This window comes from Thermogemmatispora sp. (genome assembly GCF_019683635.1).
Lineage (GTDB): Bacteria > Chloroflexota > Ktedonobacteria > Ktedonobacterales > Ktedonobacteraceae > Thermogemmatispora.
Window position 1 is genome coordinate 1 of sequence record NZ_JADGIA010000003.1, and the last position, 20,317, is coordinate 20,317.

General features: G+C 59.9%; 15 protein-coding genes. 7 read left to right on the plus strand and 8 right to left on the minus strand.

What is annotated here, in order from left to right; all coding sequences use genetic code 11:
• Positions 1-3: 3 nt before the first annotated feature.
• Entirely contained in the window at positions 4-1,215 is a 1,212-nt protein-coding gene (locus IRZ31_RS00745) for an ATP-grasp domain-containing protein (RefSeq protein WP_297148479.1), read from the minus strand.
• A gap of 115 nt (positions 1,216-1,330) precedes the next feature.
• Positions 1,331-2,503, minus strand: coding sequence for an FAD-dependent oxidoreductase (locus IRZ31_RS00750; RefSeq protein ID WP_297148481.1), 1,173 nt, complete (start codon positions 2,501-2,503; stop codon positions 1,331-1,333).
• 478 nt (positions 2,504-2,981) lie between these two features.
• Between IRZ31_RS00750 and IRZ31_RS00755 the strand changes: the two genes are divergently transcribed.
• Both IRZ31_RS00755 and IRZ31_RS00760 read left to right on the plus strand, forming a co-directional pair.
• Entirely contained in the window at positions 2,982-4,211 is a 1,230-nt protein-coding gene (locus tag IRZ31_RS00755; RefSeq protein WP_297148483.1) for a glycosyltransferase, read from the plus strand.
• Between the two features lie 156 nt (positions 4,212-4,367).
• Entirely contained in the window at positions 4,368-5,423 is a 1,056-nt protein-coding gene (locus IRZ31_RS00760) for a GNAT family N-acetyltransferase (protein ID WP_297148485.1), read from the plus strand.
• A 368-nt stretch (positions 5,424-5,791) separates the two neighbouring features.
• On the opposite strand, the gene IRZ31_RS00765 is transcribed toward IRZ31_RS00760, so the two are convergent.
• The 6 genes from IRZ31_RS00765 to IRZ31_RS00790 all read right to left on the minus strand — a co-directional run bounded on the left by IRZ31_RS00765 (position 5,792) and on the right by IRZ31_RS00790 (position 12,192).
• Complete coding sequence (locus IRZ31_RS00765) at positions 5,792-6,532, minus strand: response regulator transcription factor (RefSeq protein WP_297148487.1); 741 nt, start codon at positions 6,530-6,532, stop codon at positions 5,792-5,794.
• Positions 6,533-6,694: 162 nt separating this feature from the next.
• The gene (locus IRZ31_RS00770) at positions 6,695-7,504 is read right to left on the minus strand and encodes a response regulator transcription factor (RefSeq protein ID WP_297148489.1); all 810 of its coding nucleotides are present in this window, start codon (positions 7,502-7,504) and stop codon (positions 6,695-6,697) included.
• A 247-nt stretch (positions 7,505-7,751) separates the two neighbouring features.
• On the minus strand, positions 7,752-9,110 hold the full coding sequence (locus tag IRZ31_RS00775) for a polysaccharide deacetylase family protein (RefSeq protein WP_297148491.1): 1,359 nt from the start codon (positions 9,108-9,110) through the stop codon (positions 7,752-7,754).
• 81 nt (positions 9,111-9,191) lie between these two features.
• Positions 9,192-10,205: a Gfo/Idh/MocA family oxidoreductase gene (locus tag IRZ31_RS00780; RefSeq protein ID WP_297148492.1), complete on the minus strand. Its 1,014-nt coding sequence runs from the start codon at positions 10,203-10,205 to the stop codon at positions 9,192-9,194.
• Positions 10,206-10,492: 287 nt separating this feature from the next.
• Positions 10,493-11,617 carry a DegT/DnrJ/EryC1/StrS family aminotransferase gene (locus IRZ31_RS00785; protein WP_297148493.1) on the minus strand — a complete coding sequence of 375 codons (1,125 nt, stop codon included), beginning with the start codon at positions 11,615-11,617 and terminating at the stop codon, positions 10,493-10,495.
• Between the two features lie 194 nt (positions 11,618-11,811).
• Positions 11,812-12,192 (minus strand): hypothetical protein, encoded by a 381-nt coding sequence (locus tag IRZ31_RS00790; protein ID WP_297148495.1) that lies wholly within the window; start codon positions 12,190-12,192, stop codon positions 11,812-11,814.
• A 513-nt stretch (positions 12,193-12,705) separates the two neighbouring features.
• Between IRZ31_RS00790 and IRZ31_RS00795 the strand changes: the two genes are divergently transcribed.
• From IRZ31_RS00795 to speB, 5 genes are all read left to right on the plus strand, one after another.
• Complete coding sequence (locus IRZ31_RS00795; RefSeq protein WP_297148497.1) at positions 12,706-16,086, plus strand: AAA family ATPase; 3,381 nt, start codon at positions 12,706-12,708, stop codon at positions 16,084-16,086.
• Between the two features lie 617 nt (positions 16,087-16,703).
• Positions 16,704-17,285 (plus strand): VOC family protein, encoded by a 582-nt coding sequence (locus IRZ31_RS00800; protein ID WP_297148499.1) that lies wholly within the window; start codon positions 16,704-16,706, stop codon positions 17,283-17,285.
• On the plus strand, positions 17,282-17,935 hold the full coding sequence (locus IRZ31_RS00805; RefSeq protein WP_297148501.1) for a GNAT family N-acetyltransferase: 654 nt from the start codon (positions 17,282-17,284) through the stop codon (positions 17,933-17,935). Before IRZ31_RS00800 ends, IRZ31_RS00805 begins: the two co-directional genes overlap by 4 nt.
• A gap of 99 nt (positions 17,936-18,034) precedes the next feature.
• Positions 18,035-18,676: a cyclase family protein gene (locus tag IRZ31_RS00810; RefSeq protein ID WP_297148503.1), complete on the plus strand. Its 642-nt coding sequence runs from the start codon at positions 18,035-18,037 to the stop codon at positions 18,674-18,676.
• A gap of 229 nt (positions 18,677-18,905) precedes the next feature.
• A complete protein-coding gene (speB, locus tag IRZ31_RS00815; RefSeq protein WP_297148505.1) occupies positions 18,906-20,093 on the plus strand; it encodes an agmatinase in 1,188 nt (395 codons plus the stop codon).
• The last annotated feature ends 224 nt before the right edge of the window (positions 20,094-20,317 follow it).

The window sequence follows — 20,317 nt, forward strand, 5'->3', positions numbered from 1 at the left end:
GCTTTAGCGTGCTGGGGGCGCTGCCTCTTGAGGGAGAGTGGCGGGAGGACAGGGAGCGGGGTGAGGGGCCTGGAGGCGGCTGACGCGTAGCAAGGCGACGAGCAAATCGCCGACGGCGGGCAAAGGATCGGTCAAAGAGAAGACGGAGAAGGTTGTAGGACCGACCAGTGAACGGAGATAAGCCAGGGGGCTGGAGAGGCCAGCGCGTATCTCCTGGAGGCCGGCGGGCAGGTCGGTCAAGAGGCGCAGCCAGCGAACGCCATAGCGGATAGGGCCGGGAGAATCGCTAGCTTGGCCGATAGCCTGGCAATACTGCAGGTAGGGCAGGTCCAGGCCGCAGGCCACGCAGAGCGTATGCCAGCCCCAGGGGCGCAGATTGATATCGAGCAGCTTATAGCGCTCATCGCGAGGATCAAGCTTAAACTCGACCTCGACCATGCCGCTTGCGCCCATGAAGCGGAGCAGCTTCTCTGCCAAAGGATAGAGAGCTGGGACCTCGACCGCCTCTACGAAGCTAGAGCCAAGGCCATAGTCGATTGGATATTGGCGGCGGCGGCGGGCGGTCAACGCGTAGAGCAGCTGGCCGTTCTCGCAGAAAGCGCCCAGCGAATACTGAAGCTGGCCTCCACCGGGGATAAGCTCCTGAAGCAAGATCTCGTCGGCCTCCAGGACTGTGCGGGCCTGGCGATAGGCGCTTAGCAGCTCAGCATGGCTCCGTGCTTCCAGAGCCTTGAGGCGCAACGTATATTGCAGATGGACCGAGATGGCCGGTTTCACGATCACAGGAAACTGGAGATCGAGGTCTGCCAGGGCCTGCTCATCGGTGGGGTACCAGGTGCGTGGTGCCGGGATATCCAGCTCCTGGGCCATGCGATAAGTCAAGCGTTTATCGAGGGCCCAGCGAGCCACCTCCCAGGGCGGTGTTGTGAGCCGGTAAAGGCGAGCCAGTTCTGTATGGTGGCGGCTAATCAGCTCGACGGCCTCATCCTGCATAGGGAAAAGGACGGCGCCCTGCAGACTGCTGGCGGGTTCAGAGGAAAGCAAGAATGTCAGCAGCCTCTCGTCGCCGAGGGAGCCGGGCCAGCGAATACGCTGGCGCGTATAGCGTGAGAACCACGCAGAGCGTGGCACGGCATCGAGCACTGTGCAAGCGATGCCCCGGCGGCCCAAGCGGCGCGCGACTCCCAGAGCTTTGAAATCGCTTCCCAGGATCAAAACAGGGGGGAGTCTCTTCTCTCCCCCCTCAACAGATCTACCAGGCATCAGCGTACCTACCGACCTAGAATAGCGCGGTGGCCAGCTTCAAGAAAGGCAAGGCACTGAGCCGAAGCTAAGCGAAGCGGCGGTCGCGCTGGACGCAGCGCAAGATCTGGCGAGCGGGGATTTTCGCCCCGGCCACGAAACGGCAGATTGGTCCAAAACTGTGATTGGCCAGTGCGCCAGCGAAGTGGAGGCGAGGCACCGACGACTCGAACCACTCGTTGAGCACGGGATAGCCATCGCGGGCCAGGATCTGCGCCCGCAAAGCTTCGTCAAGGTAAGTCAGCTTATGAATATTCGGGCGATAGCCAGTGCCCAGGAAGAGGTGGTCGACCTGGCGCGTACTCCCGTCGCTGAGCGTCAGCTCCAGGCGCTCGCCGCGAGGAGAGGCCTTCACGACCTCCGCCGTATCCGTGATACGGACATGACCCTCTACCCGTGGGCGCAACCATTCTGCTCCTGCTGGTCGGACTGCACGGCGGTCGAGGGCATAGCGCGTCTTCTCGGGGAAGAGGCGGAAGAGCAGCGGCGAGGCGACTAGCCAGTTGAGGCCCGGGGGTCCGACATCGCTGGGGGGATAAAAGATGCGGCGGGCCGGACCAGTGCGGTGGTAGAGCGCGCGGTTAATCCAAATCACCGGACCGCGGGCGATCAATTCCACGCTGGCTCCTGCCTCATGGAGCAGGGCGGCGCATTCCAGGGCGCTCTGGCCGCGTCCAACGATAGCCACCTCGCGATTCGCAAAGCTGGAGAAATCTCGGTGGGCCTGCGTATGAGAAGCCAGCTCGGGCGGCAGGTGACGAGCGAACTCAGGCACGTAGCAGAACGGGGCAATCCCGCTGGCGACCACAACGCGCCTCGCTCTCAGGGAGCGGCCATCTGCTAGCTCAAGCACGAATGTTTCACCATCGCGAGCCAGCCTGGTGATATAGGTCGGGTCTACATCTGGAACCGCCTGACGCTGGAACCAGCAGCAATAGCTCAGAAAGAGCGTGATCGGCAACGGCTCCTGGCGTGGTGTGCTGGTGGCGGTGCAGTAGCGATCCAGACTATAGCGACCATCCGGGTCGAAGAGCGTCGAGGCGCTCCAGACTGACTTCAGGTGAAAGCCAGTGGGCATTTGCTGCCAAAACTCCATTGTACGGCCAAAGACCAGGGCGGGCTGGGCGCGCCCCTTCAGATAAGCGCCGATCGAGAGCCCGTATGGTCCGGCGCCGATGACGACTGTGGTGTCGTTGCTCACGCAAGCACCCTCCCTCTCTCGCAACTGATCGCCGCAGGCCATCAGTCAATGCGGCCTGCTGGCGAGTGCGGTCTTACTGTCTCTGACAGGATACTGCTTGTGCGTTGGGAAGCGATGTTTCTTCTGGTGAAGAAGATGTCGTGATGGCGAGAAGGGTTATGTGAATTGGTAGAGATAGCAAGCGCTCCTCTTTCGATTGCGAATATGCACTTCCTGGCCTCTTCAGGAACACATTCTTGACCGAAAGGTCAACCGTTCCGCGATCAGCAAGCGCTATCCTTACTGACTGGGCAGGTTCCTTGGCTGATAAGCAACAGCCATGAAAAGGTTGTGGGTGCAGCGGCTCCCGCACCGAGCGCCTGCGTCTCCAGGTGCTCGGTTGCAATGGCAGCCGGCCTGAAAGGAGTATCTACCCGGAGAAGCCAGTGCGCCTTGCCTATAGCGCTGGCCGGCAGCGTCGAGCGAGAGAGGTACCTTGATGAAGCTATTGGCGGTGATCCCTTATATTCCTGCTCCAACCTGGGGGGGTGGAGCGCGCAGCTTCTATGTTTTAAAGGCGCTGGCGAACAAATATTCTGTTTCGCTTATCGCGCTGAGCCGCGGAGAGAAGTCGCAGGAAACAGTGTGCTGCGGGCCGTTGCTAGAGCAGTTGCAGAGTGTCGACCTGGTCGCGTCTCCGGCCTCACGCTGGCGCCGCTGGCGACAGGCGCTTAATGTGGTGCGGGGAGAATCAAGTGCCATCGCTGACCGTTGTCCGCCTGGTTTACAGGCCGCGCTTGATCGTGCCCTGGCCACCGATGCCTATCAGGCGGTCTATGTCGATGGGGCTCTCACCGCGGCTGGCCTGCGTCTTCCTGCTTCTCTGCCCTTGCTTATTTTGCAGCATAACCTTGAGTATGAGCTGCTCTATCGCACCTATCTCGCTGAGAGGAGCTGGTTACGCAGATGGTATAACGGGCGTGAGTATCGCCTGGTCAAGCCACGCGAGCTGGCTTGCTGTCAGCAGGCGGCTGCTGTCTTGGTAGCCAGCGAGCGCGAGCGTCAGCTCTTACAAGAGCTGCTTCCACAAGCTCGTGTTGGAGTCGTTCCCAATGGGGTGGATCTCTCCTTCTTTGCTCCTGCCTCTACGGACGAGGAGGAGGGACAGCGGATCGTTTTCACCGGCTCGCTGGACTATTATCCCAATGAGCAGGCCGTTCTCTGCTTCGCGCGCCAATGCTGGCCGCTCATCCGCGAGCGGATGCCTGCGGCTGAGTGGTGGATTGTGGGGCGCAATCCGCCCCGCTCGGTACAGCGGCTGGCCAGACTGCCCGGGGTGACAGTCACCGGTACAGTACCCGATGTGCGTCCCTATCTCGCTCGCGCCAGTGTTGTCGTGGTGCCATTGCGTATCGGCAGCGGGACGCGGCTCAAAATTCTAGAAGCGCTGGCGATGAAAAAGGCAGTGGTCTCAACGACGTTAGGGGCTGAAGGCCTGGCCGTGGCCTCTGGTCGCCATCTGTTGCTCGCCGATACCCCCGGTGACTTTGTGAGAGCAGTGATCTTGCTCTTGGAAGATGCCAGGCGCCGGCAGGCGTTAGCTGAGTCTGGCAGACGACTGGTGGAGCAGGTTTATTCCTGGGAGCGCTGCCAGGAGCGTCTGACGACCCTCCTTGCTGAGGAGGAGCTTTTAGGGAGAAGGCCGCTCTTACGCGACTCGCTTCTCTAGCCAGATGGCGAGGCCAGCGAGGGAGGCCCTTGTTGTACACGTGCTGGTAGCTGGATGTCTGGCCGGAGATCAAAGTGTGCTCGCACCCACCCCGCTGACTGGTGGCAGTGGGGGCAGAGGGGAAGATGGCTACCAGGCTAGCACGGGCTAGGAGCAATGATGATGACGCAGGCAACGCGCTCTCTTTCGCAGACGTGGTCGCCGGCCTTGGCGCAGGAGGCCAGTGAGACCTTTTATCTCATGCCAGAGTGGCTGGAGTTGATTAGCCGCCTCTATGGCTACAAACTGCTGCCTTTGGAGCTGCGCAATGAGGCTGGCCAGCTCTGCGGCTTTTTGCCTCTCTGTCTCGTGCAGAACCGTCCGGGAAGCCGACGATTAGTGGCCTTCCCTTTTTCGGATTACTGCCCGCTCCTGGCTGACAGCGCGGAGCATGCCCAGGCTCTGCTTGATCAGGCGCTAGCCCTGACTGCGGATCAGAGGGCGGACTGCTTAGAGCTGCGCTGTGGCCCCAGTGAGTTGCTACAGGCGGACAGTCGCTTTGTGACCAGCGATCTCTATGTGCGCTGGCTGCTCCCACTAGCGAGGGATGCCCAGATGATGTGGTCCCAGCTGCGTAAGCCGGTACAGCGTCAAGTACGCAAGGCTGCCCAGTTAGGGGTTCAGGTGCGCCTGGCAGAGCGCCGCGAGGAGATGCTGAGCTATTATCAGCTCCATCTGCGCACGCGCTGTAAGAAACATGGCTTGCCGGCTCAGCCGCGGCGTTTCTTTCTGGAGCTGTGGGAGACTTTTGCACGCAGCGGACGGCTGCGGCTATGGCTGGCGGAGTATGAGGGACAGCCGATCGCTGGCATGATCTTCCTGGCAGCGGGCGGAACGCTGCGCTATGCCTATGGGGCCTCGCACGAAGGCTATCTGCAGCTGGCACCCAATAATCTGTTGATGTGGCAGGCAATTGAGCAGGCGTGCAAAGAGGGATTCAGGGTGCTGGACCTCGGGCGCACAGCCTGTGCGAATCAGGGCTTGATGGAGTTCAAGCGTCGCTGGGGAGCTGAGAAGGTGCCGCTGCCCTATTATTATTACCCGCGCCAGGCCGGTCCGGTTAGTACCTCCGAGGAGAGCCGTGTCTATCGTCTATTGACGAGCTGCTGGCGGGTGCTACCGCTCCGGGTGAGTGGTCCTCTCGGAGGGCTGCTCTATCGCTACCTGGGATAGGGGGCAGGGGAAGAATGCGACAGACCCCAAAGCCCAGGCAAAGATTGCGACCGCACAGGCGCCCTGCGATCGAGTGACAGTGAGACGAGAGGGGCAAGCAGAGGAGCCAGGCAGAGAAAGGTCTCTTTCGATCTATCTCTTTGCTCTCCTGCCTGCCCGGCTGATGCTAAGCGTTCCCTGCTGGCTCTTGGGCCGAGTCGCTAGTGTCCCCCCTGATCCTTTGCCTGGCCTCTGGCCGTGAGACAGCGTGCTTCGAGACACAGCAGGCGAGAGAGGCACCACGCGACTGGCCCAGCTCGCGCGAGGCGGGAAAGCGGGGCCAGCGGGGGCGAGTGTCTCTAGCCAGACAACCGCGGCACCTGGCCGGCTTAGCCGGAGGCTCGTTGTGCGTGTCCAGGAGAGCTAGCCGGGGCCTCGGCCTTGTCAGGGTGGCGTACTAATGTGTAGCCAACACCTGGTACGGTTAGAATGTAGCGCGGATTAGCCGGGTCTGGCTCGATTTTCTGTCGAAGATGGTGAATATGGGCTTTGATCAGACTGGCATCCCCGTCGTTCCCATAGCCCCAGATGTGGGCCACAATCTGCCCTGCTGTACAGACATTATTGGCATTGACTGCTAGAAGATGCAGTAGCTTGCTTTCGGTGGGTGTGAGATGCACTGTTTTACCAGAGATGCGTGCCTCGTTGTGGAGCGAGTCGATGGAAAGGGGGCCAACGGTGATGACAGCCGGGGGGCGTAAGAGAAGGGTTGACCGCCCACGCCGGCTGACAGCTCGAATGCGTGCCAGGAGCTGAGCCGGGAAGAAAGGCTTGCGCAGATAATCATCCGCACCTCCCTCCAGGCACTGGATCTCATTGTGGATGTCCCGCTCTTGGGAGATAACCAGCACAAGGGCATCGTGCCGCGTCCGCATCTCGCGGCACATGGCGAGAGCATCGGTGTCTTTAAGAGCCGTATCCAGAATCACCAGGTCTGGTTTGTGCTCTTCCCACTCACGACGTGCCTGCTCACCGGAATAAGCGCGTCGCACCTCATGCCCCAGTGTCTTTAACCAGCCTGTCAGCATTTCAACAAGATCACGGTCTTCATCAACAATAAGCAATTTCATCAAAATACCCCGTTCTCATAGCTGCCGATACTCTACCGGATTTCGTATAGTAGAAGATTTTGCCTTCTGGGAACGCTTGACTCCCTAATATTAAAACACAATGACCTGTAGGTTTACAACTCCTCAAGTGAAGTATTCTAAAAAGCAGTAACTTGTCAATAATTACTGCTCATCCCTTATTTGAGGCCCCTCAAATGAGGGATGGGAGGCAGCTTGCGTGCGATTGCTGGCCCCGAGCTTGCGCAGAATATGCTGGACATGCTTCCCTACTGTGTAGGGAGAGATCGAGAGGCGGGCGGCGATCTGCTTATTGCTCAGACCGAGTCGCAGGAGGCGAAGAATTTTCTGCTCCTGCTCGGTCAGGTGAGGCAGGGCCGCTGACCTGCGAGATTCTGTGGAAGCTGGCTCGGAGTGGTATTGTGGAGAGCCAGCCTGAGTCTGATCCATAGCGACTGCCGCCGGGCCAGTGGCGGAGGTGGTCGCAGACAAGGTAGCGGCCAGGCGGTAGCACTCCCAGATCAACAGACGGATAGCTGCGCTGGCCACATGGGGGGTCAGTGCCAGCTCGCCCTTGTGCAGTCCTTCCAGACAGGCAAGCACCTGGTGACCAGGGGTATCCTTGGTCAGGTAGCCACTGGCGCCGTTGAGCAAGGCGCGCAGGAGCAATTCATCGTTGATACGGGAGGCGAGCAGAACCACATGAGGAGGTGAGGGTGCTTCATTCAGGCGGCGTGTCAGTTCGATGCAATCGCCATCTGCCAACAGGCAATCGATAAGAACCGTATCCACGGTGGTCGTCGCTACGGTCTCTAGCAGAGCGGCGCAAGAATTAACCTCCGCGAGCACTTCGAACCCCTCACTGGTTGCCAGCAGACTGTGCAGCCCTCGGCAGAAGATATCAGCTTCATGGGCGATGACTACGCGCTGAGTCCTCCTGTAAAAAGACAACTGCTGTCTTTCTTGAGGCGGCATACGCTTATCCTTTTCCTCATGGCTCTAGTCAAGGTCATTTCGTTAACCCCCTAAGTATGGACGTAGTAGATCGAAATTTTTTACAGATGAAGTAGCTGGTGAGTATTCTTGCTGACTTAAGAACCAGGAGCGCCAGACGATGCCAGCGTGTCGCTCTTTCCGCTGTTCTACGAAACTGCCTGTTCCCCCTTCCTCCTTTGGTCCAATCTGGTCCATGAGCCTTCACTGTCCTGTGTGTCAGGGCTAGTTATAGAGAGAGACGACTGGCGCGGGCAACCTCAACGATGCGGAGGAAGAAGTCCTGAATTGTTACCGAGTCAATATCACTGCTGATGGCCAGAGCGGCGCGATAGGGGGCGGGCCAGGGGGCGAAAGACAGCAGCGGTGCCGACAGTGCTTCGAGCTGGTCAACGAGCTGGCGGCGGTGCTCCCGCTGCTCCCTGGGAGAAGCTCCCAGGCCGGCGGGCAGATCCAGAAAAAGGCTGTAAGTGGTGGCCTCCTCGGGGCTGGCCTGAGTCACAGCGTAGCCCTGCTCTTGGAGGAAGGCCATGACTGCTGGCGGAGTCGCTGGCGAGAGAGCAATGGCGGGACAGCGCTCGGCCTCAACAAGCCACTCTTGTCGTTGCAGTTCCCCTGGAGCCGTCTGCTTGTCGGTGCTTGTAGTGGAGCGGGCGAGCACCGTGAGCTGTCGGATCTGAACGTGGGCGCGAGGCGTGCTGAGCAGGCAAACCTGCCATCGTTGAGGGCCAGCGGGGGTAAATTCGAAGCGGAACCGGGAGCGCTCGCGCCACCAGCGAGCAATCTCCTCCAGGCGAGCGATCCAGACTGGTTCCGGCTGATGGGTGGCATAGTCGAGTAGGTCGTGGAGGGCGGCCTGGCAGAGTAGACCCCGCTCAGGATGGAGGTTGAGTGTGTATAGACCACCCAGGGTGTAGACGCGCGCCATGACCGCGGACCAGATGGCGGCGATGCGTTGCGGGTCGGTGATGCGCAGGCGGTCGAAGAGCATTTCATCATCGGGAATGCTCGTGGGCAGGCGCACCAGCGATCCTTCGCAATGTGGGCGCAGGTCATAGATACTCGGGGGTACTGCTTGAAACAAATGCAGGGATTTCTCATAGCCGCTACGCAGCAGAGGTGAGAGAGTTTCCAGATCGATCACATCGTGAATGACCGCCTCATTACTTTCATAGGTGAAGCCCAGCGAGGCGAAGATCGCCAGCGCCTCCTCGGTCCAGCCCAGGTAAGGGTTGCGGAAGCCGGCGAAGGAGATCTGGCTATTGCTGAAGACGGTGATGGCCAGGCGTGTTTGGCGCTCCTGCTCCTGGCGTGTCAAGGTGCGATAATCGTTGTGGACGTAGCCGTGAATCCCGATTTCGGCACCGCTGGCAGCGATCTGGCGCAGCAGGGAAACGTGGCGACGCAGCACCACGGCGGGGATAAAGAAGGTAGGATAGGCTCCATACTGACGCAGCGTTGCTACCAGGGCCTGCAAGGAGCGGGCAGTGCGATGCTCCGTCAGGCCAAAGCGAGCGAAGACTGTCCAAAGGCGACGCAGAAAATTATGCGCGCCTTTCGTGCGCAAAGAAAAGGCGACCAGATTCATTGCGACTTTGCTTCCTTCCCTGATTCAGCGCGCTTGGGTTCAAAAAGAAGTGCATAAGGCCTCTGCTGTGCTGCTCTGAACCTAGCTGGCCGGGCTGACCACTGTCAGAGGCTGGCGTGTTTGGTGGGCCAGTTCTTGCTGAGCTGCTGCCAGAATGCGGACGACCTCCAGTCCAACCAGGCCATTTGCACGCGGCTGCCTGCCTGTGCGGATCGCCTCGGCGAAGTCCTCACACTCCAGGCGGAGTGGCTCAACCCAGTCGATATGTGGAATGGTGATTTCGCCGTTGCGGTAGGAGACAACTGGATCGGCGTGTACATCAGCCCCCTTGTTATAGATCTTGAGCATCTCGGCGGGGTTTGTATCGTCATAAACCGCCATGCGCTGGTCGCCGATGATGGTGACGCGGCGGATCTTGCAGGGGTGGAGCCAGCTCACATGAATATGGGCCGTCATGCCGCTGGCGAAAGTCAGATCGAGATGAGCGATATCTGGGATACGTGGTTGGATATGGGCGTGGGCCTGCACGCGCACCTCTGCTGGCTTCTCATTGAGCAGATAGAGCAAAATGGAGATGTCATGTGGGGCGAGATCCCAAATGACATTGGTGTCCTGACGAAAGAGACCCAGATTCACGCGGATAGCCTCGAAACAATAGATCCTGCCCAGATCATTATTGCGGATCAGCTTGCGCAGCTCATTGACAGCCGGGCTGTACTCGAAGGTATGACCGACCATCAGGATGCGCTGTCGTTCCTGGGCCAGGCGGACCAGCTCCTCAGCCTCGATCACGCTCGCGGTCAAAGGCTTTTCGACTAGGACGTGTTTATTGTGTTGCAAGGCAGCGCGAGCAAAAGTGTAGTGGGTACTCACTGGAGTGGCAACGATGACGGCATCCACGTCGGAGCGATAGACCTCCTCCACGGAGGTAGTAAAGCGAGCCCGCGGATGATGGCGCAGAGCGGGTGAAAACTGGCAGGCGGGATTGCTATCGGCAATCAAAGTGACGCTGGCATAGGGGAGCGACTCAAGGTTGCGTGCCAGTCGGGGACCCCAATACCCCCAGCCTATGATAGCGAAGCGCAGTGTTTCCATAACGGTCTACCTCTTCCATTCCGTGAACCATACATAGCCCTGGCCAATGACAACCAGTCGACAGCTGGGTCAGGCGAGATTGAGCTTACTACCAGGTAGTGATAACGGCGCGGGCTGACGTCCCTGTCAGCAGCACGTGCCGGGCAAACGACGGTCTTGTGCTCTGGGCCGTAGCGCTGTGGGTCACCTCGCAGGGAGGCCCAACCGAGGGCCAGAAGGCTGGCCAAGGATGGTGGGGCCGGGGCCTTCTCGTTCCCTCCAGCCTGGCCAGGAGCGGCGTAAACAGCCTAGCGGTCAGCTACAGATGTGCACTGCGCCAGGCTTTTGTGGACCGTCTCCACCACATAAGTCAGCTGCTGCTCCGTTAGCTCGGGATACATTGGCAGCGAGACAACGCGAGCAGCACAGGCCTCGGTCTGTGGGAGATCCCCGCGTTGATAGCCGAGATAGGAGCAGGCTGGCTGTAGATGCAAAGGATGCGGATAGTGGATACCGGTGCTGATGCCCGCCTGCTCCAGCAAGCGACGAAATTGATCGCGCTGCTCAACCTGGATCACATAGTAGCAATAGACATGGGTAGCCCAGGCCCTTGTCACGGGTAGGGCCGCCACGGCTGTGTGCAGGTGCTCGCTGTAGAAGTGAGCATGTGACTGGCGAGCGGCGTTCCAGCGTTCCAGATAGCGCAGCTTCACGAGCAGCACTGCGGCCTGCAGCTCATCGAGGCGGGCGTTACTGCCCAATAGCTCATGGTGATAGCGGACGCGTGAGCCGTGATCGCGCAGCATACGCAGGCGCTCCGCCAGCGCTGCATCGTTGGTCACGCAGATGCCGGCCTCGCCATAGGCACCCAGATTTTTACTATAGTAGAGACTGAAGCAGCCGATATCGCCCAGGCTGCCAACGCGGCGACCCTGGTAGGTAGCGCCGTGAGCCTGAGAGGCATCTTCGATAACGCGCAACCCGGCGCGGCGCGCAATAGCCAGCAGCGGCTCCATTTCAGCGGGATGGCCATAGAGATGCACGGGCAACAGCGCGCGCGTGCGGGGTGTCAGAGCTGCGCTGACCTGTGCGGGATCAAGCGTATACGTTTGGGGATCGATATCCACAAAGACCGGCCTGGCCCCGACCTGGGCGATTGCCTCAATGGTAGCGATAAAAGTATTGGCTACGGTGATTACCTCATCGCCGGGGCCGATGCCACAGGCACGCAGGGCCAGCGTCAGGGCATCGGTGCCCGATGAAACCCCGATGCCGTAGCGGCAGCCGCAGTAGGTGGCAAATGCCTCCTCGAAAGCAAGGGTACGCGGTCCGAGGAATAACTCCATGTCGGCCAGAACCTCATCCAGGGCTGCCTGGACCTCCTCCTTGATCGTCTGATACTGCGCCTGCAGGTCCACCAGTGGTATGTGCATAGAAGCCAGCCTCCTGAAATAGCCGTGGTGGCAGCTACCGTAGCAAGCGAGCCAAGCAGTGATGTGTCGCCAGGGTAGGTGGCTGCCCTGCCTCTTTTCAAGAAGCACAATAGCACCCACCGGTTTTTGCCTGATGCTTATGCTGGTTGAAATGCGGTGATGCCAGAGAGGCTGCAGCTGTCAGTCACCTGGTCTCAGAAGCGGAGTGGGAGGCGTGACAACGTGCTGAACTGCTGGGGATGGAGAAAATAGGCAGGGTGCATAGAGAGACTCGGGTGACGTTGATCGCGCTCAAGGCGCCTGATTGCCAGGCGCAGCGAGGACGGAGAAACGAGCACCGGGAAGACAGTACAGCCGGTGATCTCTTCCAGCAGCGCATAAAAAGCGGCGTTGCCTGAGCGAGCCAGGGCCACGGTGGCCACGCCCTGGGCCACTCCGATCACCAGGCACTGGTAGCGCCTGGCCACCGGCAGAGGAAGCCAACCTCGGTAGCGCAGAGGGACATACCTCAGCGAGGGTAGGCGTGGGAGGGGTCCCTGGCGAACGAGATAGGCCATCTCTTTCAGTGTCCCCATGCTGGCAACGCTCTCTTTTCCCCATAAGGGGGTGTCGCTAGCCAATTGACTAGCTATGTTATCCTCTTGTCCCTGCTGCGTGGCCTCCTCCTGCCCTGAGCGGCTATACTGGCTATGCCAGGTGGATAGACTATGCATGCTGGAGGCATCCTGTTACGGAACCTTTTCTTTGAACCGAGAATGTAGTGGCACGTTCCTGCTTTTTCGCCTGCGTTAAGAAGTGTAGTTTTCAGGCGTGCTGATGAGATGTTGATTGGGAAAAAGATATGGTGTTGTCTCTTCCAGTTGTGTAAAGACTCCGTTTTTTCAGAGATGACAGAGGCAAAGGCTGTAGCAGAGTGGCGACCAGCCGTGCCGGCTGTGAAGATGTACTTGCTGGATCTGGAGGAAAGAGAGCAGGGACCGTAATAATGCTCTTGCAAATGTGAAGGGATGGGGATAGAGTAGAAAAATAATCGCTTTCCTCAACGCAGGGAAGGGATCATTGCAAGCTGAAAACAGCCGTGTACAGCTATGAGCATGTCTTCCGGGCAGCTGGTTTTCCGTCTTTTGGGTGTTCCCGAAGTACGCATTGCCGGTAAACCCTTGGTTTTGCATCATCAGAAAGCGCAGGCGCTCCTCTACTATCTGGCGGCCACTGAAGGCCCTCAGCCACGTGAGCATCTGGCGGCCTTGTTATGGAGCGATGTGCCTGAAGATAACGCCCGCCATTCGCTGCGCTCCAATCTGTATGTCATTCGTCGTACCCTTCAGTCGTATGGCATGGCTGAGGCGCTGGTGGTTGATGGCCCCTATGTCTCTCTGGCCGAGCAGCTGCTGGTGTGTGACCTGCACCGTTTCCGGCATCTCTTGCAGGAGGGCAGCAGGCAAGCTCTGGCGGAGGCGGTGCAGCTGTACCGCGGGCGGCTATTGCAGGGCTTTACGCTCAATGGGGCACCGCTCTTCGATGAGTGGCTGCAGGCGGAGGAGGCAGCTCTTAGCCGGAGCTATCTGACGGCGTTGAGCCGCCTGGCGACCTATGCTGAGCAAGAAGGGCGTTGGGAGGAGGCCATAGAATACCTGCAGCGTCTGGTCCGCGAAGACCCGTTCTCCGAGGCTGAGCAGCGCCGGCTGATTGAGCTGTCTCTGCGCTCTGGCTCTCTCGGCAGGGCCTGGCTGCAGTATACTCAATACGAGAAATTTCTGCGACAGGAGCTTGGCCTCCCTCCGCCTGTTGATCTCCAGGAGCGCATGAGAGAGGCTTTGACAAGACGCCGGATCACTGGTGCCGGTGGTGGTAGCAAAGCTGGTAGGGCCGGATCGGGGTGCTCTGCTTCTGGAGGGCCTGGCTGGATGCTGCCTTTTGTAGGGCGTGAGGAACCGCTGAGCCATCTGCTGAAGCTGGCTGCGCAGGTGGCGAGAACGGGTCAGGGGGCAACTGTCCTGGTCCAGGGTGAGGATGGTAGCGGCAAGACGCGGCTATTGGATGAGCTGATGGCGGGGCTTGAGACGCTCTCGGTGCGTTGGATCGTGCTGCAAGGGGCCTGTTCGCCGTTTGATGAATTGCTGGCCTACGGCCCTTTTTGGGAGGCCCTGCAGGGACTGGGCTTAGATCCTCTCACCGATGCGCTAACGCCGGCCTCACCCGCTCTCGGAAGCGCTCTACCCGAGGAACAGGGGCGCTTTATGTGGTCCCTCTGGCAGACGCTGCGGGCCCTGGCGCAGACGGCTCCCTTGCTCCTGGCGATCGACGATCTCCATTGGGCCAATAGCTCGACACTCCAGCTTTTTGGCTTTCTGGCTCTGCGTGTTCACCAGCTGCCGATCCTGCTCATAGGGACCAGCGCCTCGGTTGAGCTGATCCCGGCTTTGCAGCGTTTGTTGACGCTCGGGCGACGACATGGGCGTGTGCAGGTGCTCTCACTGGGGCCGTTGACGCCGGAGGCGGTGGCAGCGCTGGTAGAGGCGCTAGGCATTGTGACCTTGCCGGTGGCCTCCACCTTCCCGTCCTGGTTATACGAGCGCTCGGGAGGAAGCCCCTTTATCTTGCTGGAGCTGCTGCGGCAGCTGCAAGCTGATGGGGTCCTGAGCGAGAGCGCCGGAGGACTGCGACTAGACGTGCGGCGCTGGTTGCATTGGCGAGCCATGCATGCTCTTCCCGAAACCACTTATGATTTAGTACTCTGGCGCTTGATCGATCTCGATGGCGAGGCGCGCACGCTGCTGGAGGTCCTGGCGATCGCTAATCAGCCCTTGCCTCTGGCCCTTTTGCAGGATATGCCCGAGATGCGTGAGACCCCCCTCTTGGCTACCATAGATCAGTTGCTCTGGCGCGGTTTGCTCGTAGAGGTTGCTCCACGCTGCTATGGACTCTCACATGCGCTCTTGCGTGAGGCTGTTATGCATCGGCTTAGTCAGGTGCGGACGCAGCAGATTCACCGTGAGCTGGCGGCCATTCTGGAACGGTGTCCAGCGCTGCAGCAGGATTTTCCGCGGCGGCAGATTGCTCTCCATGCGGTGATGGGGGGCGACAGTGAACGGGCCCGGCGCTATGGACTGCAGATTCTGGATGAACTGGCGCGCGAAAACGTCAGCACGGAGGTGGCCCTCTTCTTGCAGCAGCTCTACGATCTGGTGGCCCCGGCAGCCGCTCTGGAGGAGGAGCTGCGCCTGACGATGGCGCTGGGACAGGTCTACCGTGCCCTGGGACAGCTCCAGCAGGCAGCTGCCTGGTACCGACGCTACTTGATGCTGGCGCGCCAGCTGAATGATCGCGTAGCCTGGAAGAGCGCCTATTTCGAGCTGGGGGAGCTGGCGCTGATTATGAATGACTATCGTGAGGCTATTGCTTGCGCTGAAGCCGGGCTGGCGGTGCCTGATCCTCTCCAGGAGAGCGAACGGCTGGCGCTGCTTGCGGCTGGTCAGCGCTTGCTTGGCGCGGCGCTGGCAATGGAGGGCAGCGATCTCGTAGCTGCCGAGGAGCATCTTCAGGAGGCGGCGCGTGCGCTCCGCCAGTGTGGCAATCTGGGCGACCTCTGCGCAGCTCTCTTTGAGTTAGGCAATATTGCGGCCCAGTATGGCCAGTTGCGTCAGGCTCTGGGCTTCTATGGGGAGGCGGCTGAGGCTGCTCGGGCGACCCATAACTATTATTTTCTAGCCCTCTCCTACAATAATGCGGCCTATCATCATCTCCTCCTGGGAGAACTGGAGGCGGCTCAGGCGTCTTTAGCTGAGGGGCGAAGAATCGCTGAGACCTACGAGCTGCTGGGCGCCCTGCTCCATCTCTCAAGTACGCAGGGGGAGCTATATCTCTATGCGGGAGAGTGGCGTGCCGCAACCGAAGCTTTTAGTCAGGGGCTGGCTCTGGCTGAAGAGCTGGGCAATCTTGAACGGCAGGCAGGGTATCGAGGGGGCCTGGCTCTCTGTGCGCGCTGTCAAGGGCGTCTGGAGGAGGCGACTGCCCTGCTAGAGGAGGCCCTGGCTCTGATCGATGAGTATGGCTATCACCATCTGCGCACGCGCCTCCAGCTCTGGCTGGCTGAGATCTGGTTGCTGCGTGCTCAACCTGCTGCGGCTGCTCCCTATCTGGAGGCGGCCCTGGCCACGGCTCAGCGTCAGCAACGCCGACTACTAGCAATGCGAGCGGCAGCTTTGTGGGCCTGGTATCGTGCGGCATGTGGAGCCTGGGAGGAGGCCGAGCGACGTTTTCACGAAGCTGCCAGGCTGGCCGAAGAATTGGAGCTGCCACTAGAGCGGGCACGTATCCAGGTGCTCCAGACTCAGGCGGCGCTGCAAGCGGGATCGCCTGCGCAGCGCGAGAAGGTGCGTGTTCTCCTGCAGGAGGCACAGGACACGCTAGAAAAGTATCAGGCGCGTGGCGAGCTGGCTCAGCTGCCGCTGGCTGCGACATTTTAAGCCTGGCCAGGCATTGACGCTACGTTGACAGTCGACGCCTATGCTAAGTAATGGCAGCTTGCCAAACGCGCGTGGAGGGCTACTGGCAGATCTTCGTGTTGGCCCGAGCGAGATCATCGGGGCTCTCCGCGCGCGGTCCCGCAGCTCTTCTGGTGGCTATTGCTCTCCGCGGCGCAGCTGTCATTTCAGGACCGAGGAAGGCGGGAGTGCGGGAGAGTGCGGCATAGCTCTCTCCCAGGTAAAGCCACAACACCAGTGGCACAGCAGTTGAGGCGTTGTCTGGCTTTCCCAAAGTTGCTAGCTCCTATCTCGAAGATATCTTCCACCAGTCGCACCGAGACCCTCTCATCGCTGCTATCCAGGTTTTGCTGGACGCGGCAGTGAATCCGCCGATTGCAGCTCTACCTGGCCAGGCGAGTGCTGGACCAGAGGCGGCCTTAGCAGTCCTTCGTTTCCGCCTGATCTGGGCCTGTCTAAGGCTGGCCGGCGTGAGCTTTCTCGTGGGGAGGGAGCGCTCCCCAGATCCGCAGATAGTTGATCTCGCAAGTTATCTTTCCTTGAGAATATAATATAGCAAGCTGGTAAACACGAGATTGCACTGTCAGGGAAAGTGAGACATGGCAAAACTTCAGGTACAGGGAGTTCACCATATTACCTTTGTTGGCTCCAATCGCGAGGCTATCATCGAATTCTACCGGGACTTCCTCGGCATGCCCCTCATCATGGAGCAGCCCAATCTTGATGTGCCGGAGGAGACCCACCTCTACTTTGATGCTGGTGATGGGCGTCTGATCACCTTCTTTGTACGACCAGACCGGGCCAATGATCCGACCCCCAATCCCGAGGGCATTGGAAACCTCCATCATTTGGCCTTCACGGTCTCGCGTGCCACCTACAATCAGGTCGCCCGGCGACTCAACGAGCGCGGCATCTGGAACACAGGCAACATCGACCGCGGCTTTATGGACTCGATCTACTTCCGTGATCCAAACGGGCAACTGTTGGAGATGGCCTGCTACAAATTTGAGCCGCCGCAGGGCTATACCATCGCCGATGTGCTGGCGACGGCTCACAAGCTGCGTATAGCGGCGGGGGCGTACAATATTCAAGAGGAGCATCTAGCTGAAGCAATTGCCGAACTCAGTCAGCGACGCGCGCCTGCGGCGGTGGAAGAGGGAGTGGAGGCGCGCACCCGATGAGTCATGTGGCTGCTTCCGTTGTGGAACACACAGGAACGTTCTGGTCTCTCGATCTTGACCGTCCGATCACGACCAGTTTGCCGGCGCGGCTACCAGCTACTTTTCTGCAGGCTGGCCCGGAGCGTGCTGAAGAGCTGGCGATGGCGATGGAGGTGGCCGATCCCGCTGTAGTAATGGAGCGCTTTGCTCGCGGGTGCCAGTGTTATGTGGCCTATCTGGACGGGGGAAAAATCCTGGCTTCCTATGGCTGGGTCTCCGTCAATCAGGAGGAGATAGGTGAGCTGGGACTCACGATTCGCCTCCGGGCAAGGAGGGCTTATATCTGGGATTGCGCCACCTTGCCGCCATACCGTGGCCGACGGCTCTATCCTGCTCTGCTCGTCTATATGGCCAGGGTATTACGAGAGCAGGGCCTGCGCCGTCTCTGGATAGGGGCTGACGCCAGTAATTATGCCTCACGGCGTGGCATCGAAGTGGCTGGCTTCCAGGCGGTGGCCGACGTGACGCGCATTGCCGGCGTCGAAATAAAGACGCGCTATCTGCTGCGCCCCCGACCTGGAGTGCCTGAGGAGGTGCTACAGGATCTGTGCCAGTCCTTCTCACAAGAGGTTGAGCTGGTCGTGCCGCCAGGTGAGAGCCGGTCGGCGTGATCGAACGGCGGGTAAGACTGAGAGGGAGAGCGAGAACAATCAACCGGTGAGGGATAATAAAAAGCAACTGGCATGCGAAAGGAGGGAAAGGTCAATCTAATGCAATTCATCGACCTTTCTCATGCAATCGAGCAGGGAATGACGGTCTTCCCTGGTGATCCGGAGCCGATTGTTGAGGCGGTGGAGACCGAGCCTCCCTGGCAGGTGTCGCGCCTGGTATTGGGGACGCATACCGGTACCCATATTGATGCCGCTTCTCATCTGATGCCGGAGGGGAAGACCATTACGCAGTATCCCCCGGAGCGCTTCCTGCTCACTGGCATTGTGGTGTCCCTGGAAGGATGTGGAGAGGATACGCCAATCTCCGTGGAGGAACTGCGGCCTCAGCTGAAGGCGCTGCCAGCTGGCGGGGCGGTGCTGCTGCGCACTGGCTGGGACCTCTATTGGAAGAGTGAGCGCTACTTACGCCATCCCTATCTCTCCCCAGAGGCTGCGCAGCTGCTGGTCGAAGCCGGCGCTTCGCTGGTAGGGATCGATGCCCTCAGCGTCGATTCCAGCGTGCAGGGTACCCGGCATGCTCATACTACCTTGCTGGGCAATGATGTACTCATTGTCGAGAATCTGGCGCGCCTGGATCGGCTAGTTGGCGGCGTCGTCTATCAGTGTTCCTTCCTACCCTTGCCGCTGCGGGGCCTTGATGGTTCTCCAGTACGCGCTCTGGCCTGGCGCGCTGCCTCGTGAGCATCTGTGGCCCGTCGTTTAGCCTGCTGACGAGCAGCACGGCGGGCCAACCCGACCAGAGCGCGCTGCGCGGCCCGTTAGCTCGTCGGGCAGATCCTGGTCTGAGTCTGTCCAGGAGCAGCGGCTTCTCTTTGTCTCCTGGAGCGGTGATCTTCTCCCGAGATTCTCACTTCAAAGGGAAGAGGACTTTATTTCTCGTTGCGCGGAAACTGGAAAGGATAGTCGTATCATGGTGGACAGAGCGAGCAGCGATCGTGGTGAACAGCAAGAGGGGCATCAGAAACTGCGGAGCGAGGACCTGCGGGGCACATGGGCTATGCGCTGGCAGGCTCAGCAGCAGGAGGGGGCGGAGGTCAGCGTGCGGCGAGAGCAAGCCCGGCGTTATGGACTGGAGGCGGCAGCCAGCGTTGAGGATCGCAACCTCACCCTCTTTCGGCGCGAACCCTGGACGTTAGGCGGAGGGACGGGGGAGGCTACCTTTCTGCAGGTGCCCTTTCTTCGCGATATGCAGCAGCTTGGGGGGCAGGATGTGGTCATCGTTGGCGTGCCCCTGGACAGCGGTACTACCTGCCGGCCAGGCGCGCGCTTCGGGCCGGCGGCCATTCGTCGTGCCTCTGCTCTCAGCTATGGCTACAATCCCGAGCGGGGCGTTGACCTGCATGAGGCCCTCGTGATGGTCGACGTCGGCGATATCCAGGTCATTCCCGCTCACATCGAAAAAAGCTTTGATCAGATCACCTCCGCCATCAGTTACATTGCCGAACGCGGAGCTTTTCCGGTTGTCCTCGGCGGCGATCATTCCATCGGCTACGCTACCCTCCGCGGAGTCGCGCCGCACGTCGAGGGCAGACTGGGCGTGATCCACTTCGATCGGCACAGCGACTTGAGCGAGCGAACCTATGACGAGCGCATGCATGCCTCGCCTTTCTTTCACGCCACCACGCTGCCGAATGTTCCCCCGACCAACCTGGTGCAGATCGGTATCGGCGGCTGGACCGGTTCTAAGAAGGGAATGCGCCTGGCTCATGAGCGGCAGGTAACCGTGATCATGCTCGATGACATTGATCGCTACGGCATCGAGCGCGTGATGGAGTACGCTCTAGAGGTAGCCTGGAAGGGGGCAAGGGCGGTTTGGCTTTCCTTTGATATTGATGTGGTGGACCCGGCCTTTGCCCCGGGCACGGGGACGCCCGAGCCAGGGGGATTACTACCACGTGAGGTCTTCAGAATGGTACGTCTGGCGGCACGTGAAGGTCTACGGGGCATGGAGCTGGTGGAGGTCGCCCCACCCTATGATGTGGCCGATCTGACAGCTCTGCTTGCTGGACGGATCATCATGGAGGTGCTGGGAACTTTAGTGACACAGGGCAAACTGGGGCATCGCAGCGGGGCGAGCGGTGCGGAAGAGCGCCGCTAGCTCTGTCTGTTGCCGACACAGGTATTCTATTATCAGAGGAGCAGCGCTCGATAAAGAGGGGAATGGCCTGCAGCGCTCCCACCTCCAGAAGCATGGCCATTTATGGCTAATTGCCCCGGAGAGCTTGAGAAGAGCCAGCGACCCAACTGGCTGATTGCCGCGGCTGGCTTTTTATTTATGCTGAAAGCCTTGTGTTGTCGATAAAGCCTTTTTTAGCACTCTGA